Source organism: uncultured Roseibium sp. (assembly GCF_963675095.2).
In the GTDB taxonomy this organism is placed as follows: Bacteria; Pseudomonadota; Alphaproteobacteria; order Rhizobiales; family Stappiaceae; genus Roseibium.
The window spans coordinates 1-15,807 of sequence record NZ_CAXXSJ010000038.1 but is presented as its reverse complement, the minus strand read 5'-3'; the positions used below and the strand labels follow the sequence as shown (position 1 = coordinate 15,807).

General features: G+C 59.4%; 10 protein-coding genes. 6 read left to right on the top strand and 4 right to left on the bottom strand.

All coding sequences use genetic code 11. The annotated features are described in order from the left end of the window. Nucleotides 1–268 precede the first annotated feature (268 nt). A complete protein-coding gene (locus ABIN98_RS14880) occupies nt 269–1,375 on the top strand; it encodes a pyridoxal phosphate-dependent aminotransferase (RefSeq protein WP_394701514.1) in 1,107 nt (368 codons plus the stop codon). Nucleotides 1,376–1,475: 100 nt separating this feature from the next. Here the strand turns inward: ABIN98_RS14880 and ABIN98_RS14875 are convergent, their stop codons facing one another. Next, nucleotides 1,476–4,106, bottom strand: a complete 2,631-nt coding sequence (locus ABIN98_RS14875; protein ID WP_346911167.1) for a ribonuclease E/G — start codon at nt 4,104–4,106, stop codon at nt 1,476–1,478. 745 nt (nt 4,107–4,851) lie between these two features. On the opposite strand from ABIN98_RS14875, the gene ABIN98_RS14870 reads away from it, so the two are divergent. The 4 genes from ABIN98_RS14870 (at nt 4,852) to prfB (ending at nt 10,414) form a co-directional block, all read left to right on the top strand. Continuing rightward, the gene (locus ABIN98_RS14870) at nt 4,852–6,078 is read left to right on the top strand and encodes an N-acetylmuramoyl-L-alanine amidase (protein WP_346911165.1); all 1,227 of its coding nucleotides are present in this window, start codon (nt 4,852–4,854) and stop codon (nt 6,076–6,078) included. Between the two features lie 225 nt (nt 6,079–6,303). After that, on the top strand, nt 6,304–8,757 hold the full coding sequence (locus ABIN98_RS14865; RefSeq protein ID WP_346911163.1) for a penicillin-binding protein 1A: 2,454 nt from the start codon (nt 6,304–6,306) through the stop codon (nt 8,755–8,757). Between the two features lie 59 nt (nt 8,758–8,816). Further along, nucleotides 8,817–9,122 (top strand): hypothetical protein, encoded by a 306-nt coding sequence (locus ABIN98_RS14860; RefSeq protein ID WP_346911162.1) that lies wholly within the window; start codon nt 8,817–8,819, stop codon nt 9,120–9,122. Between the two features lie 160 nt (nt 9,123–9,282). Next, a protein-coding gene (gene prfB, locus ABIN98_RS14855) for a peptide chain release factor 2 (RefSeq protein ID WP_346911160.1) occupies nt 9,283–10,414 on the top strand; the annotation gives its coding sequence in 2 pieces (ribosomal slippage) (nt 9,283–9,351 and nt 9,353–10,414; 1,131 coding nt in all). Between the two features lie 75 nt (nt 10,415–10,489). Here the strand turns inward: prfB and ABIN98_RS14850 are convergent. The 3 genes from ABIN98_RS14850 to bcp all read right to left on the bottom strand — a co-directional run bounded on the left by ABIN98_RS14850 (nt 10,490) and on the right by bcp (nt 13,245). Next, nucleotides 10,490–11,692, bottom strand: a complete 1,203-nt coding sequence (locus ABIN98_RS14850) for a M23 family metallopeptidase (protein ID WP_346911158.1) — start codon at nt 11,690–11,692, stop codon at nt 10,490–10,492. A gap of 204 nt (nt 11,693–11,896) precedes the next feature. Further along, nucleotides 11,897–12,733, bottom strand: coding sequence for a ferritin-like domain-containing protein (locus ABIN98_RS14845; RefSeq protein ID WP_346911156.1), 837 nt, complete (start codon nt 12,731–12,733; stop codon nt 11,897–11,899). A 44-nt stretch (nt 12,734–12,777) separates the two neighbouring features. Further along, nucleotides 12,778–13,245, bottom strand: a complete 468-nt coding sequence (gene bcp, locus ABIN98_RS14840; RefSeq protein ID WP_346911184.1) for a thioredoxin-dependent thiol peroxidase — start codon at nt 13,243–13,245, stop codon at nt 12,778–12,780. A gap of 213 nt (nt 13,246–13,458) precedes the next feature. On the opposite strand from bcp, the gene ABIN98_RS14835 reads away from it, so the two are divergent. Further along, the coding region (locus ABIN98_RS14835; protein ID WP_346911154.1) for a DUF3971 domain-containing protein at nt 13,459–15,807 on the top strand (2,349 nt) is incomplete at its 3' end.

The following is a 15,807-nucleotide window of genomic DNA, read 5'->3' as shown; positions in this document are numbered from 1 at the left end:
AGTTCGGTTCCCCGCTGCGTCCAGCTGATGGCACAAGCATTTCCGGTCGGCCGTTCAAAAGGCTCTCCCATCTTGGCGGGTTCGGGTTTCTGGCTTCGTATGTGAGTATGGGAGGTCGTTATACAAGGTCAAGTCGCCGCGCGCGTATACATTTCGGCAATACAGATGCTAAAAGGCCTATGTGTTCTTGTGCAATGCAATGGAGGTGTGAATGGCCTTTCTGCCTGGCCAGGTATCTAAACGTAGTAATATTGCTCCTTTTTTAGCGATGGAAGTGTTGATCGAAGCAGCCCGGTTGGAAGATCAAGGCAGAAAGATCGTCCACATGGAAGTCGGGCAACCCGGGGATCCCGCACCGGAAAAAGCCCGCAACGCTGCCAAGCGGGCGCTCGACGAAAAATTGATCGGTTATACCGAAACCGCCGGTGTCATTCCTCTGCGAGAAAACCTCTCCCGATATTATCTTGAGACCTACGGACGGGAAGTCGACAAGGACCGCTTCGTCGTGACCACCGGCTCGTCGGCCGGATTCAATCTCGCCTTTCTTGCCGCCTTCGATCCGGGGGACCGGATCGTCCTGACTGCACCGGGCTATCCGGCTTACCGGGGGATCATCAGTGCGCTTGGGCTGGTTCCGGTGGAGATTGAGGTCGGTCCGGAAACCCGCTGGAGCCTGACGCCCGATCTGATCGCCAAAGCGCAGGCCGATGGCCCCGTGAAGGGCGTTCTGGTGGCGAGCCCGGCCAATCCGACCGGGACCATGATGCAGCCGGAGAAGCTGGAGGAGCTGGTCAGATACTGCGGGGAGGAGGGGATCTGGTTCATTTCGGACGAGATCTACCACGGCCTCGTCTACGAGGGGCGGCAGGAAACCGCTCTGGCCTATTCCGACCAGGTCATCATCATCAACAGTTTCTCGAAGTATTTCTGCATGACGGGTTGGCGGATCGGCTGGATGATCCTTCCCGAAATCCTTCTGCGCCCTGTCGAACGGCTGGCGCAAAGTCTCTATATCTCCCCGCCCGAGCTTTCCCAGATTGCCGCCACGGCGGCACTCGAATGCCGCGACGAGCTGGAGGCTGTGAAGGCCGGCTATGCCAGGAACCGGAAACTGCTTTTGAAGGGCCTCCCGGAAATCGGCTTTAACAAGCTGCTTCCGGTTGACGGCGCCTTCTATATCTATGCCGACACCAGTGCTTTTTCGCCGAATTCGCTCGAATTCACCAGGAGCATGCTTCATGAAGCCGGTGTGGCGGCAACGCCGGGTGTGGATTTCGATCCTGTTCACGGCGGCGAATACACGCGGTTTTCCTTTGCCGGCGCCTATGAGGAAATGGAACTTGCACTGGTTCACTTGAAGGACTGGCTGGCCTGACGCAATTCGCCATTGCGAACAATATACGCGGGAACAAAAAAAAAGCGGCCAGACGGCCGCTTTTCTTGTTTGTGTTGCTTCTTTCGTTGTTCAGGGACGATCAGAAGAAAGACCGTCTCTGCCACCAGCCGCCGCGTTTCGGCTTCTTGTCGGCATCGTCGTCGCCGTCGGTTGCCTTTTCGCTGGTAACCACCGGTTCGGCCGGTTCGGCTGCCGGAGCCGGGGTTCGAACCAGGGTTTCACCGGTGTCGGCCTCGGCAGGTGCAGCCGGTTCCTCGGCTGCTTCGGAAACTTCTTCAGAAACTTCGGCCTTGGTTTCAACCTCGATCTCGGCTTCTACCGGAGCGGCCTCAGGTTCTGTGTTTTCGTCACCAGCTGTGGTCTGTTCCTGGGGCTCGCCGTCTTCCGGAGTTTCTGCTCCGGGTTCGGCCTGTGCCTCTGCCTCTGCTTCGGTTTCCTGGGATTCGTCGCCGTTTTCACCGTTACGGCGTCCCCGACGTCCGCCCCGACGGCCACGGCGGCGCTTGCGGCGCGGTTCGTCATCGGACGCGTCTCCTTCGCCTTCCTGGCCATTGGCCCGATCGGTTTCCTCTTCTCCGTTATCGCTGCCTTCGCCATCGTCCTCGCGAGGACTTCTGGCTTCGGCACCTTCCGAAGAACTATCAGCGGCGCCCCGGCGGCGTTTGCGCCGACGCTTGCGGCGGCGGTCCCGGTCGCCGTCGTCCTGGGAACGCTCCGGAGCTTCATTCAGGTCTTCTTCGACCTCTTCTTCCTCGTCTGGAATGATCGTGTCCGGCTGGACAATCGGCGAGATTTGCGGCTGGCGGTCCCGGTCGATCGGATCGGCGCGTTCCAGCACATAATGCTGGCCGTTGACCATGTCGTCGGCCTGAACCTCGATCCAGACGCCGAAGCGGGCCTCGAGATCGGACAGGTTCGCGCGTTTCTGATTGAGGATGTAAAGGGCGACCGGGGTCGTGGTCCGGATCACCAGGTTGTGGGTTGCGCCCTTCAGGAGGTTGTCTTCCAGCGACCGCAGAACATGCAGGGCAACTGATTCCACCGACCGGATCATGCCTGTTCCCGAACAGTGCGGGCAGGGGGTGGTCGAGCTTTCCAGAACGCCGGTCCGGATGCGCTGGCGCGACATTTCCAGTAGGCCGAAATGGGAAATGCGGCCGACCTGAATGCGTGCCCGGTCGTTTTTCAGGCAATCCTTCAATCGCCGTTCGACCGTCCGGTTGTTCTTGTTCTCCTCCATATCGATGAAGTCGATCACGACGAGACCGGCAAGATCGCGCAGGCGCAACTGGCGGGTGACCTCTTCGGCCGCCTCCAGGTTGGTCTGCAGGGCGGTGTCTTCAATATTGTGCTCGCGGGTCGATTTGCCCGAGTTCACATCGATGGAGACCAGCGCTTCCGTCTGGTTGATGACGATATAGCCGCCGGATTTAAGGGTTACCTGGGGCGAGAACATCGCGTCGAGTTGCGGTTCGACGCCGTTGCGGATGAAGATCGGCGAGGGATCGCGGTAGGGCTGGACGTTCTTGGCATGGCTCGGCATGAGCATGCGCATGAAGTCCTTGGCTTCGCGGTAGCCTTCATCTCCCGCGACGAGGACTTCGTTGATGTCCTTGTTGTAGAGATCGCGGATCGAGCGTTTGATCAGGCTGCCTTCCTCGTAAACGAGGCTCGGCGCGCTGGATTTCAGGGTCAGTTCACGCACGTTTTCCCAAAGACGCATCAGGTATTCGAAATCGCGCTTGATTTCGGCCTTGGTGCGGCTGGCGCCTGCGGTGCGCAAAATGACGCCCATGCCCTCCGGCACATCCAGTTCGGATGCGATCTTCTTCAGGCGCTTGCGGTCGGTCGGCTGGGTAATCTTGCGGGAAATACCGCCACCGCGGCCCGTGTTCGGCATCAGCACCGAGTAACGGCCGGCGAGCGACAGATAGGTCGTCAGAGCGGCACCCTTGTTGCCGCGCTCTTCCTTGACGACCTGGACCAGAATGACCTGGCGGCGCTTGATGACTTCCTGGATCTTGTACTGGCGGCGCGGCGCAGGGCGGCGCTCGGGCAGTTCTTCGAGGGCATCTTCGGCACCGACGGATTCGACCTGTTCTTCTCCGTCCGTATCCCCATCATCGTCGTCTTCGGCGCTCTTTGCCTCGATTTCGTCATCGGAGTCCGGGGCGGAATCGTCCGCGGCCTCGGCCGTTAGGTCTTCGGAAGCCAGGGCATCTTCTGCGGAGTTCGCATCTGCGTCGGCTTCAGCGCTTGTGTCTTCCGCTGATTTCTCTGCTGTTTCGTCTGCCGCGTCGGCGTCGACGGCTTCCGATGCAACGGTTTCATCCGTCCGGTTGGCGGCGGCTTTCGAGCGTCTGCCGCGTCTCGGCTTGCGGGCGGGAGCCTCGTCCTCTTCGCCAGAATCGTCTTTTTGTTCGGCGTGGTGTTCCGCGTCGAGAAGCGCCTGCCGGTCGGCGACCGGGATCTGGTAATAGTCGGGATGGATTTCGCTGAAGGCGAGGAAGCCGTGCCTATTCCCACCGTATTCGACGAATGCCGCCTGGAGGGAGGGCTCTACTCTCGTAACTTTTGCTAGATAAATGTTCCCGCGTAATTGTTTTCTGTTAGCTGCTTCGAAGTCGAATTCTTCAACCCGATTGCCACGTACGACGACGACCCGGGTCTCTTCCGGGTGGGCCGCGTCGATCAGCATCTTGTTTGCCATTGATTTTTGTCTCCACGGCAGCCCTGCGTCGTTCGCCGCAATGGGGCGCAACGCCCGAAGCGTGGTGGACTGCCGTATTGTTTATGATGTGCTGAGATACAGACAATGCGTTGGGCGCGGTCGGGCGATCAATACAAGCGGCCGCCGAAGCGTGGCCTGCTGGCATGTTGATCGTCATGTGCATCGCGCGTGATCCTTCGGGGCAACGCATGCCCGTTGTTAAAGTCGTTTGTCATTCTCTGGGGCGCGAATCACAGGAACATGTTCGCTGAAACCGCATCCCTTCATGCGGATTGGCCGTTCACTTTCCTGTTGGCTTGACAATCGGCCTTAGGAAGGTGAGACGATGCCGGGTCTGTTGTCCGTGCCTCCTCCGGTGTGACCGGGAGCTGGTGCAAATTGGGCCGATGGCCTCAAAAGTGACCCAATTGCGCTCCGAAATCACGATGACATGTGGATAGACCAGATGATCCGTCATCGAGGATGGTATCGGTGGCAGACCGAAATCCGTAAGGTACTTTTACGATCCACAACGCGCCTTTGCAAGCAATGTAAAGCGTATGACCATATTTCCCGGTATGCTTGGGTGCTTTTGGGGAGTGCCGGGCGAATAGTCCGAGCAACTGGATCGACGCAGGAAATGGCAATATTCCGTATGAATTCCGTCGGAGAACATTGGAAAATATGCGGGGCAGGGCATAACCGGCTGCCTGTCCGACGTTGGATTTCGGCGATTCTGATTGCGATGGCGTTGGCCGCTTTCCTGATGCCGTCCACGCTTCGGGCAGAGCCGGAGCAGGAAAACCTGGTTCGTGTCACCGGCGCCAGGATTGCCGGAGATGACGATCGCACCCGATTCGTTCTGGATCTCGATCAGCAACTGTCGCCGGTCATATCGGGTTTGGCCGATCCCTACCGGCTCATCATCGACCTGCCGGAAATCACCTTCGATCTGCCCGCGGATACGGGCAGGGACGGGCGCGGTCTGATCAAGGCCTGGCGTTATGGCCTGTTTGCGAAAGGCAAGTCCCGCATTGTGCTGGATGTGTCCGAGCCGGTCGCGATCGACAAGACATTCGTTTTGCCTGCCGTGGATGATCAGCCCGCCCGAATGGTGATCGATATCGTCAGTACATCGCGCGACGGTTTCTTGAAATTCGTTCAGTCTTCCAGGGCAAAACCTGTCATTACGGCCAAACGTGAAGAGAACGGAAAAGGCGACCGGCTGGCGAAGACGGATCAGCGGGACAAGCCGCTGATCATGCTGGACCCCGGACACGGGGGCATCGATACAGGCGCAATCGGCGTTGCCGGTACCCTGGAAAAGGCCGTTGTGCTCGAGTTCTCCAAGATTTTAAAGCGAAAACTGGACGAGACAGGGCGGTACACGGTCCAAATGACCCGTGACGATGACACGTTCATTCCGCTGGGCGACAGGGTGGCGATCGGCCACAAACAGCAGGCCGATCTGTTCATTTCCGTCCATGCGGATTCCGTGGTGCGGGGGCGCAGCCTCGCGCGCGGCGCCACGGTCTACACGCTGTCGGACCGGGCATCGGACCAGCTGGCACAGGAAATCGCCGAGAGCGAAAACATGTCCGACGTCATCGCCGGTGTACAGCTCGATGACGAACCGGCCGATGTGGCGGATATCCTGATCGATCTCGCCCGGCGGGAAACGAGGAGCTTCTCCGTTTTCTTTGCCCGCTCCCTGGTGAGTGAGCTCGAGAGCGCGGTCCGGCTGATCCACAATCCGCACCGATCTGCGGGGTTTCGGGTGTTGAAGGCAAATGACGTGCCGTCCGTCCTGGTGGAACTTGGCTATCTGTCCAATAGCCACGATGAAAAGCTCCTGGTTTCCGACGAATGGCGCGAGCGTATGGCCGATGCCATGGTCGAGGCGGTCGACACCTTTTTCCGTCCCCGGCTGGCCCAGGATCGAAGCCGGGAGGATGAAAAGGTGTCGCAGTAATATGAAACGTGATCGGGCGGCGGATGGAACAGGTCGCCTGCTGCCTCAGCATCGCCATATTGGTGGTTAAGGAAGTGCAATCAAACGCACGTCCGTGATTGGCATCATGTTGTATGCGCTAGTCCTGTGTTAAGGGTCGGGCGGTAGTATTGTCGGGGCGGGTCCGTATTCACGCGATGGAATGGGATCCGACACCGGTCGGGAAAGAAAGACGAGCCTCCTGGCATGAAGTTTCTGGTGAAGTTTTTTGGCTATCTGTTCGGCATCGGCGCGGCCTTCGGCCTGCTGGTGGCAGCCGGCGTGTGGATGTATCTGGAAACTCTGAGCGCGGACCTGCCGGACTACACGGCGCTGAAGAACTACGAACCGCCGGTGATGACCCGTGTGCATGCTTCCGACGGTCAGCTTATGGCCGAATATGCGCATCAGCGCCGGCTGTTCCTGCCGATTCAGGCCGTACCGGACCTCGTCAAGGACGCCTTTATTTCGGCGGAAGACAAGAATTTCTATCACCACATCGGTGTGGATCCCGAGGGGATCGCGCGTGCTGCGGTCTTCTTCGTGAAGAATATCGGCACGGGGCGCCGGCCCCAGGGGGCGTCGACCATTACCCAGCAGGTGGCGAAGAACTTCCTGCTGACGAACGAGTTCTCCTTTGACCGCAAGATCAAGGAGGCCATTCTGTCTCTTCGGATCGAGCAGGCCTATACCAAGGACCAGATCCTGGAGCTCTATCTCAACGAGATCTACTTCGGCCTGGGCGCCTACGGCGTGGCAGCGGCATCGCTGGTCTATTTCGACAAGTCCGTGCACGAACTGTCGATCGCGGAAATGGCCTATCTTGCGGCGCTGCCGAAGGGGCCGAACAATTACCACCCCTACCGCCACAAGGAAGCCGCGATCGAGCGCCGGAACTGGGTGATCGACCGGATGGTCGACAACGGCTACATCACCTCCGAACAGGCGGAAGAGGCCAAGGCGGCCCCCCTCAAGGTCACGCCGCGCGAAACCGGAACACAGCTCTTTGCTGCCGAGTATTTTACCGAAGAAGTGCGCCGTGAAGTGGCGGATATCTTCGGCGAGAAGCGTCTTTACGAAGGCGGATTGTCCATTCGCTCGTCTCTGGACCCGAAACTTCAGGCCATGGCGCGCAAGGCGCTCATGAATGGTCTGATCAAGTTCGACCACGAGCGTGGCAGTTGGAACGGTCCGGTCGACAAGATTTCGACCGAAGGCGACTGGGGAAGCGAACTCTCCAAGATCAACGGCCTGGATGACATTCCCGAATGGTCTCTGGCCGTGGTGCTGAAGACCGGAGAGAGCCAGGCGGAAGTCGGCATCCAGCCGGACAAGCTGCCGAGCGGCCAGCTTTCTGACGAACGCACGACCGGTCCTCTGTTCCTGGAGACCATGAAATGGGCCAGAGTTCGCGGTCAGGCGCCGAAAGCGGTTTCGGACGTGCTGTCGCCGGGCGATGTGGTCTATGTAGAGCAAAGCCCGGTCGCGCCCGGATCCTACGAGCTGCGCCAGGTACCGAAAGTGTCCGGCGCGCTTGTCGCCATGGATCCCTATACCGGACGTGTTCTGGCGCTGGTCGGCGGCTTCAGCTACGCCCAGAGCGAGTTCAACCGCGCGACGCAGGCCTATCGTCAGCCAGGGTCGTCCTTCAAGCCGTTCATCTATGCGGCAGCACTCGACAATGGGTATACCCCGTCCTCCTTGGTGATGGATGCGCCGCTGGAAATCAGCCAGGGGCCCGGGCTCGGAACCTGGCGCCCGCAGAACTACGGCGGCAAGTTTTACGGCCCGTCGACCCTCCGCACGGGGATCGAACTGTCGCGTAACGTCATGACGGTGCGTCTCGCGCAGGACATGGGCATGCCGCTCGTGGCGGAATACGCAAAGCGGTTCGGTATTTACGACAACATGCTGCCGGTTCTTTCCATGGCGCTCGGCGCCGGGGAGACCACGGTCATGCGCATGGCGACCGCCTATGCCACGATCGCGAATGGCGGCAGGAAGGTGCGTCCCACCCTTATAGACCGGATCCAGGATCGTTACGGCCGGACCATCTTCAAGCACGACAGCCGCATCTGCGACGGTTGCAGCCAGGAGGTCTGGGAAGGCCAGGGCGAGCCGGAACTGATCGACAATCGCGAGCAGGTTCTCGATCCGATGACCGCCTATCAGATCACCTCCATGATGGAGGGTGTCGTTCAGCGGGGGACCGCGACCGGCGTTCGGGCCGTCGGACGTCCCGTTGCCGGCAAGACCGGCACCACGAACGACGAGAAGGATGCCTGGTTCATGGGCTTCACACCGGACCTGGTGGTCGGTGTGTTCGTCGGTTACGACACGCCGAAGCCCATGGGGCGCGGTGCGACCGGCGGCCATGTCGCGGCCCCCATCTTCACGGATTTCGTGAAGGAGGCGCTTGCAGAGAAGCCTCCGGTTGAATTCCGGGTACCGAAGGGCTTGCAACTCATTCCCATCAACCGGCGCACGGGCCTGCGTGCCCAGGCAGGATCGCCGGGCACGATCCTGGAAGCGTTCAAGCCGGGCATGGCGCCGCCGGATAGCTACTCGGTGATCGGGTTCCAAGATGAAATGGGTGTGCCGAGAGATGTGTCCCCGGAAGCGGGGCAAGCGGTTCTGTCGGGCACCGGCGGCCTGTACTGATCCCGAACGATCTCTGGCCATTTCCGACGTGATTTCAAAGGTGGGTGTGGATTGTCCGAATGGCTGGAAGCGGTTTCGATGGCGCTTATGCATCGTTGAAGGCGTTTCTAGGCCGATCCGAGCAAAAGATATGTACCCTGCTGCTTTTTACCGGATGGCTTTTTCCGACAGTCATTCTGTTTCTGAGCGGACGGGTGGGTTTCGCCAGCATTGCCGCAATGTATCTGGTTGTTTTTCCCGTCTCTCCGGTCCTGTTTGTTTTGTCTATTCTGTCCCTGCGAGTCTATTCGCGCTGGTTCTGGTTCCCGATAGTCCTTTTCTTTGTGTTGTCCGTTCCCATTATTTTATGGAATTTTGATTTTTGACGACCATGTGTTGGTGCACGGAGAGTTCGGGAACGGCGGCTAAAAGAGGTTAAGTGTCCCGGTTTACATACGGTGACAGCAAGGATAAGTTCCCGGCCCAATTCATAGCCTGCATTCCTCTTCGGAATCAGGTTTCCCACAAGCAAAAAAGAGGTACTCGATGCGCGCCGAAACGGAAGCCGTCGTTGATGACATCAAGCAGGCCATAAGCCTGCTGAGGAGGCATCTTTGACTGGGATCAGGCCCTGGTCAGACTTGATGAACTGAATGCGGCTTCGGAAGATCCGGAGCTTTGGAACGATCCCTCGCGCGCTCAGAAAATGATGCGCGAACGCCAGCAGCTTGATGACGGTATTACCGGCGTCAGGGAGCTTGAACAGGATCTTGCCGACAACGTAGAACTGATCGAGCTCGGTGAGATGGAGGATGACAGCAGTGTCATCTCCGAGGCCGAAGACGCGCTCAAGGGCCTCAAGGACAAGGTCAACAAGCTGCAGCTGCAGTCTCTCCTGTCCGGCGAAGCCGATGCCAATGACGCCTATCTGGAAATCAACTCCGGTGCCGGCGGCACCGAGAGCCAGGACTGGGCGTCCATGATGCTGCGCATGTACCGCCGATGGGCGGAACGGCGGGGCTACAAGGTCGAAGTGCTGGAGTATCACGACGGCGAAGAGGCCGGCATCAAGTCGGCGACCCTGCTGATCAAGGGAGAAAACGCCTATGGCTGGCTGAAAACCGAATCCGGCGTGCATCGCCTGGTGCGGATTTCGCCCTATGACAGCCAGGCGCGCCGGCACACCAGCTTCTCCAGCGCCTGGGTCTATCCGGTCATCGACGATTCGATTGAAATCGAAGTCAACGAAAGCGATTGCCGGATCGATACCTACCGGGCATCGGGTGCGGGCGGCCAGCACGTCAACACGACCGACTCCGCGGTGCGCATCACGCACCAGCCGACCGGCATCGTGGTGCAGTGCCAGAGCGAGCGTTCGCAGCACAAGAACCGGGCGACCGCCTGGGGGATGCTGAAGGCCCGGCTTTACGAGGCTGAGCTGAAGAAGCGCGAGGAGGCTGCCAACGCCGAGCAGGCCAACAAGACCGATATCGGCTGGGGGCATCAGATCCGTTCCTACGTCCTGCAGCCCTATCAGTTGGTGAAGGACCTGAGAACCGGCGTCGAAAGCACGTCGCCGCAGGATGTGCTCGACGGGGCGCTCGATCCCTTCATGGAAGCGGCCCTTGCCCAACGGGTCTTCGGTGGGGACGAGATTGAAGTCGAAGACGTCGAGTAAGGCCGTTGACCGAACGAACGAGAAAAGGCGCCGTGGTTTCGCGGCGCCTTTTTTGTTGTTTGGCCAATCGGATTGTTATTGCTTCAGAAGGGCTACAAGGCGGTCGCCGGCGGTGACGAAGGGGGCCGGATCGATGGCCTCGTCGCTCTGACGGACTTCATAGTGCAGGTGCGGTCCGGTGGACCGGCCGGTCGAGCCGACATTGCCGATGAGATCACCTGCGACGATGTGATCGCCTTCGGAGACCCGGACCTTGCTCAGATGACCGTAACGGGTCACGAAACCGTTGGCATGGCGGATTTCGACCATTCTTCCGTAGCCGCCGCTCCAGCCCGCATGTTCAACGGTACCGGAGGCCGCTGCGAAAACCCGCGCGCCATACGGAGCCTTGAAATCCATACCCGTATGCATGGCCAGGCGCTTCAGAAACGGATCCGTCCTTGGGCCGAATTGGCTGGAAATGGACGTACTGCGGGTCGGGCGGGATAGCGGGAGAAGACGAGCCCGGTTCTTGACGTTATGCAAGGCCTTCAAAACCCGCTCCGTGCGGGTAACACGGTCAAAAAAGGTTCCGCCGGTAATCGGCACGAAGGGGCCGCCGATGGCATCGCCGGACTGGCCGTGCTTTCTCTTGATGAGAGTTACGCCCAGAGGCTTTGTCGCCGCAACGATCTTGTCGATCTGCTTTTCGGTTGCAACCGCGAGTGCATCCAGGACGGCGTCGCTCTCACGGTCCATCACGTTCAGATCATTTCCGACGGATTCAAGCGCTGCCTGTTCCTCCGGATCAATGCCGGGCTTCAGCTCCAGCTTTCCGGTTTCCGGGTCCGGTTCGCCTCTCAGGCCGAGGGTTTTGACCGGATCCGTGACCGGCTGCGGCTCGCCGCCCATTGCGGAGGTGTCGTCATCGATATTCGCAAGCGTGCCTTCGGTCCTAACCGGTTTCTCGGCCGGTACAGGGCTTTGTGCTGCAATCCGGATGCCGCTTTCTTCCGCGCGCGCCATCAACTCGGTTACGACCTCATGGCGTTTGCTCAACAGCTGTTGGCGGCGGAGGAGGGTGGTGACCTGTTGCTCCACGCTTTCGCGGTCCACCATCTGGCGGCTGCTCAGCCGTTCGATCTCTGATTTCAGGCGGTCAATGCGATCCTGGTAGAGCGTTTCCATCTGCCGGCGTTCGGCTTGTGCCGACGCTGCCATGTCGTCCCGCATGAACCAGTATGCCGTTGCGCCCAGATAACCGAGAGACAACACCACGCAGACAGCAGCCACAGCCATGAGCATTGCCGGCCGGACAATCAGCGTTGTGGACTTTGTCCCACGCGTAATTGTGATGTGTGGGGTAGAGGCGGTGCCAAATCCTTGGCTGCGGAATTCCCGGTGCTTTTGCATGGCCGCTGATATCACTCGTTACAGCTCGCTTGATCAGTGACCACGATTAGAAATTGGTAAGGTTAATAAATTGTCTTTCGAATGGGCTATTTATCCGATAATTCGGGCAAGAGGCTTGTAAAAACCGGGAGTTAGCCCTGCTTCCGAGCGGGCGCGATCGTTGAAGGGGGGCTTTAGCGCCCCCTTGAAATGGCGACGGACGTAAGCATGAAAGGCGGGTTCCGGGCGGACGCCGATTCTGTCGCATAAGAATCGAAACCATTTGGCGCCGAAAGCGACATGGTTTTTCTCGTCCCGATAGATCACGGCCAGCGCTCTTGCGGTCTCCACATCGCCCAATGATTCGGCTTTTTCGATCATCGGCGGTGTTATATCGAGGCCGCGGGCCTCCAGAACGAGCGGTATGATCGCAAGCCGGGCCGCGAGATCATGACCGGTTTCCTGGGCTGCCTGCCACAGACCGTCATGAGCGGGCAGATCGCCGTAACTGGCGCCGAGGTTCGCGAGCCGATCCTCCAGCATTGAGAAATGCTTTGCTTCTTCCAGTCCGACCCTGACCCAGTCGTCGTAATAGGAGCGGGGCAGGCGGATGTCCGCGAATCGCCCGATCAGATCCCAGGTGAGGTCAACGGCGTTCAACTCGATATGTGCCAGCGAATGGATCAGCGCCATCCGACCGGCGTCGCCACCGAGCGCCCGCTTGGGCATGTCCCGGGGTGCCAGCAGGACGGGTTTCTCGGGCCGACCGGGCCGGTCGGGCATTGCTCCGTACCGGGACGGACTGCCTAGCGCAAGGTCTCGCCGAAACCACGCGCGCGCCGTCGCATGGGCAAGGCGAACCTTCTCGGACGTGTCGCCGGTCCCGACAATGGCGCGGGCTCCGGCGACCAGTGAGCGGGGAGCGCCCGTGAGGTCTTCGGATTGCATGAAACTCGGCTCGTTGACAGTTCGTTTGTGGCTTCCGGCCGTTTTCAGAGGGCCTTCACGGCATCCAGAACGGCTTCGGCATGTCCGGCCACTTTCACTTTCCGCCAGATCTGGGCGAGCTTGCCTTCTGCATTCACGAGGAAAGTGGACCGTTCCACGCCCATGTATTTTCTGCCGTACATGGATTTTTCCACCCAGACGCCAAAGGCTTCGCAGGCGATCTTGTCGGGATCGGCGGCAAGGCTAACGGTCAGATCGTGCTTCGCCTTGAACTTGTCATGCTTGGCGGAGGTGTCCGGCGAAATGCCGATGATCCTGGCTCCGAGCTTGGCGAACTCCGGTTCAAGAGCGGAAAAGGCAATGGCTTCCTTGGTGCACCCGGGCGTGTCGTCCTTGGGGTAGAAATAGACGACAACAGGTGATCCACTCAGTGCGGACAGCGAAATCTTCGACCCTCCATCACCCTCAAGTTCAAAATCAGGTGCCGAATCGCCGATCGTCAGTTCACTCATCATGCCTTCCTTATGTCACACTTGGCTGTTTAAGCCACTTTGCCGATACGCGTACATCTTTCGTTGGAATTCGCATTTTCCAGCATTTGGTACGTATCATAGAAAGGCTATCGTTCGGATCAACGATGAAGCCCGCATTCAATGACAGGTTGCTTGAAAGCAAGTAACATCTGACGGCCGTGACAACGGTTCGCCTCTGAGATTTCGGAATACATGGAAAAAGAGCCCAAGCCCCGCAAAGTACCGGCACGTCGTTCGACCTGGCTCCGACGGATCGGCCTCGTACTTGGCGCGATGGTCTTTCTTGGTGCGGGATGGCTCGCCTACCTGCTGAGCAGCGGGCCAGTTCACGTTCCCCTGCTTGCGGGTTTCATGTCGGAAAAGGCAAGCAACGGCCCGGCACGTCTCACCATCGCCGATACCCTGATCGATGTTTCCGGGGGAGACGGTCTTCGGGTGATCATCCGGGAAGCGCTTCTGACGGTCGCAGGCGAGGTTCCTGTTGAGGTTTCCCTGCCCCTGGTCGAAGCCCCTGTCGAATTTGGCGCCCTTCTGGGCGGAAAGATCCAGTTTTCATCGCTGACGATCGACCGGCCGCTGGTCACGATCGGGGTCCGTGAAGGCGGCGAGCCTAATCTGCCCAAGATGAATCTGATGATGGAGGCGGTCAACAGGGTCAGCGATGTCGTCGAAGATGCCTTTTCCCGCCGCCAACTGGAACGGGTGTCGGTGCAAAACGGCTCCGTAGAAGTTCAGGGCGCCATTGTCCGCAATTTTTCGGGCATCGATGCGGAGATCACCTGGGATCAGGAGCGGACCATCCACGCGGTGGCGGACGTGGCTGGCCGGGTCGAGCCCTGGAAGATCGAATTCCTGCGCAAAGCTCCGCTCGACGGGAAGGATCGCTCCATTGCCATGGTTGTCGACGGAATCTCGCTTGCCGATCTGGTAAATCCGGAAAAGGTGCCGCGCGCGGGGATGGATCTGGGGATTCCGCTGCAGCTGAAATTCGAAACCGGCCTGTCCGGTGATGGCGTATTCCGGTATGCCAATTTTGTCGGCAGGGTCGCGGAAGGCGAGTTTCACATAGGACCGACGCCGATCCATTTCGACGATGCGGCGCTATCGTTGATCTGGCAGGGCGATGATCCAAAAATCAGGGTGACCCGTTCGCATGCGATCAACGGCAATACCCAGATTTTCTTCACCGGGGAAATCGTGCCGCCGGTTGAGGAATCCAGCGGCTGGACTATCGAACTCTCGACGGATCTGGCCCAGTTCGGTTCGTCCGATGTGCCTTTGCCGCCGTTCATCGTCAACGAGATGAACCTGTCGGCACGATTCGAACCGGCAAGCAGGACGCTTTTTCTGGACAACATTTCGATCGTGGCGGGCAAGGCGAGAGCCTATATGACCGGTTCGGTGGACATACGAAGCGACGGCCCTTATCTGGCATTGGCGATCGACGGAGAACGCGTTCCCATCGGTCTCGCCAAGCATCTCTGGCCGATCACGGTCGTGCCGCCCGCGCGCCAGTGGGTGATCGAGCGTCTCGAGTCGGGCATGATTGACGAGGCCAAGGCCGATATCTCCCTTCGCCCGGCGGCCTTCGATCCGAATGATCCGGATTCCGGCTGGTCAGGGGACGACATCAAGGTCAACCTGAAATTCAGCGACGCAAGGATTTCGCCGGTCGGCGAGGTTCCGGACGCCTATAACCTTTCCGGCACCATGACCGTTGAAAACGAAGTGATGACCGTCCATGCGGGTGGCGGCCTCATCTATACGGGGAGCGGTGCCCAGGTTGCCGTCCCGGATGTGACCTTTCAGATCCAGCGATTGCGGGAAAAGGTCGACAAGCTGGGGGTTCTGGATCTGGAACTGGAGGGCGGTGTTCGCGAGATCGGCCGGATCTTTAACAGCAAGCCCTTCCGTGTCCTGGCCAAGACCGGACTGACACCCGATGCGATTTCCGGCGACGGTCGATCCTTGGTCCACGCGGAATTCCCGGTGCGCAAGGACATTGATCTGGCCGCAGTGAAATGGAACGCGAAAGCGGACTCTTCCAATTTCAGTCTGAACAAGCCCGTCCGGGGACATACGATCAAGGACGCCGAAATCAAGCTCAACGCCGATCGGCGGCAGGTCGCCATTACCGGTAAGGGCATTCTTGACGGTTTGCCAGCCGACATCGATCTCTTGATCCCCCTGGGTGATTCCGGAGTGGAGGGCCGTCAGGGCGTTGTCCTCAATGTGACTGCCAAACAGCTCAAGAAGAACGGTGTCGATCTGACGGCCTTGCTTGATGGCCCGATGACATTGATCGTCGACGATGCCAATGGCGGCCAGATCTTCAATGTCGACCTGACGAAGACAGTCGTCCGACTGGATGCGCTCGGCTGGACGAAGGCGGCCGGGGTTCCTGCCACAGCGGAATTCCTGCTCAAGACCGGCGACCAAGGCTACCACGTTCAGGACTTCGCCCTTCGGTCCGACGGGGTCGATGTCAATGGCTCGATGACGGTGTCAAAGGCCGGTGACCTGGAGACCGCCTCCTTCGCG

Bases quoted from the DNA above. Each gene is read 5' to 3' on its own strand.
- ABIN98_RS14860 (WP_346911162.1), top strand. From the start codon at position 8,817: ATGGCTGGAAGCGGTTTCGATGGCGCTTATGCATCGTTGAAGGCGTTT.
- ABIN98_RS14845 (WP_346911156.1), bottom strand. From the start codon at position 12,733: ATGCAATCCGAAGACCTCACGGGCGCTCCCCGCTCACTGGTCGCCGGA.
- ABIN98_RS14870 (WP_346911165.1), top strand. From the start codon at position 4,852: ATGGCGTTGGCCGCTTTCCTGATGCCGTCCACGCTTCGGGCAGAGCCG.
- ABIN98_RS14850 (WP_346911158.1), bottom strand. From the start codon at position 11,692: ATGGCTGTGGCTGCTGTCTGCGTGGTGTTGTCTCTCGGTTATCTGGGC.
- ABIN98_RS14880 (WP_394701514.1), top strand. From the start codon at position 269: ATGGAAGTGTTGATCGAAGCAGCCCGGTTGGAAGATCAAGGCAGAAAG.
- bcp (WP_346911184.1), bottom strand. From the start codon at position 13,245: ATGAGTGAACTGACGATCGGCGATTCGGCACCTGATTTTGAACTTGAG.
- ABIN98_RS14875 (WP_346911167.1), bottom strand. From the start codon at position 4,106: ATGGCAAACAAGATGCTGATCGACGCGGCCCACCCGGAAGAGACCCGG.
- ABIN98_RS14865 (WP_346911163.1), top strand. From the start codon at position 6,304: ATGAAGTTTCTGGTGAAGTTTTTTGGCTATCTGTTCGGCATCGGCGCG.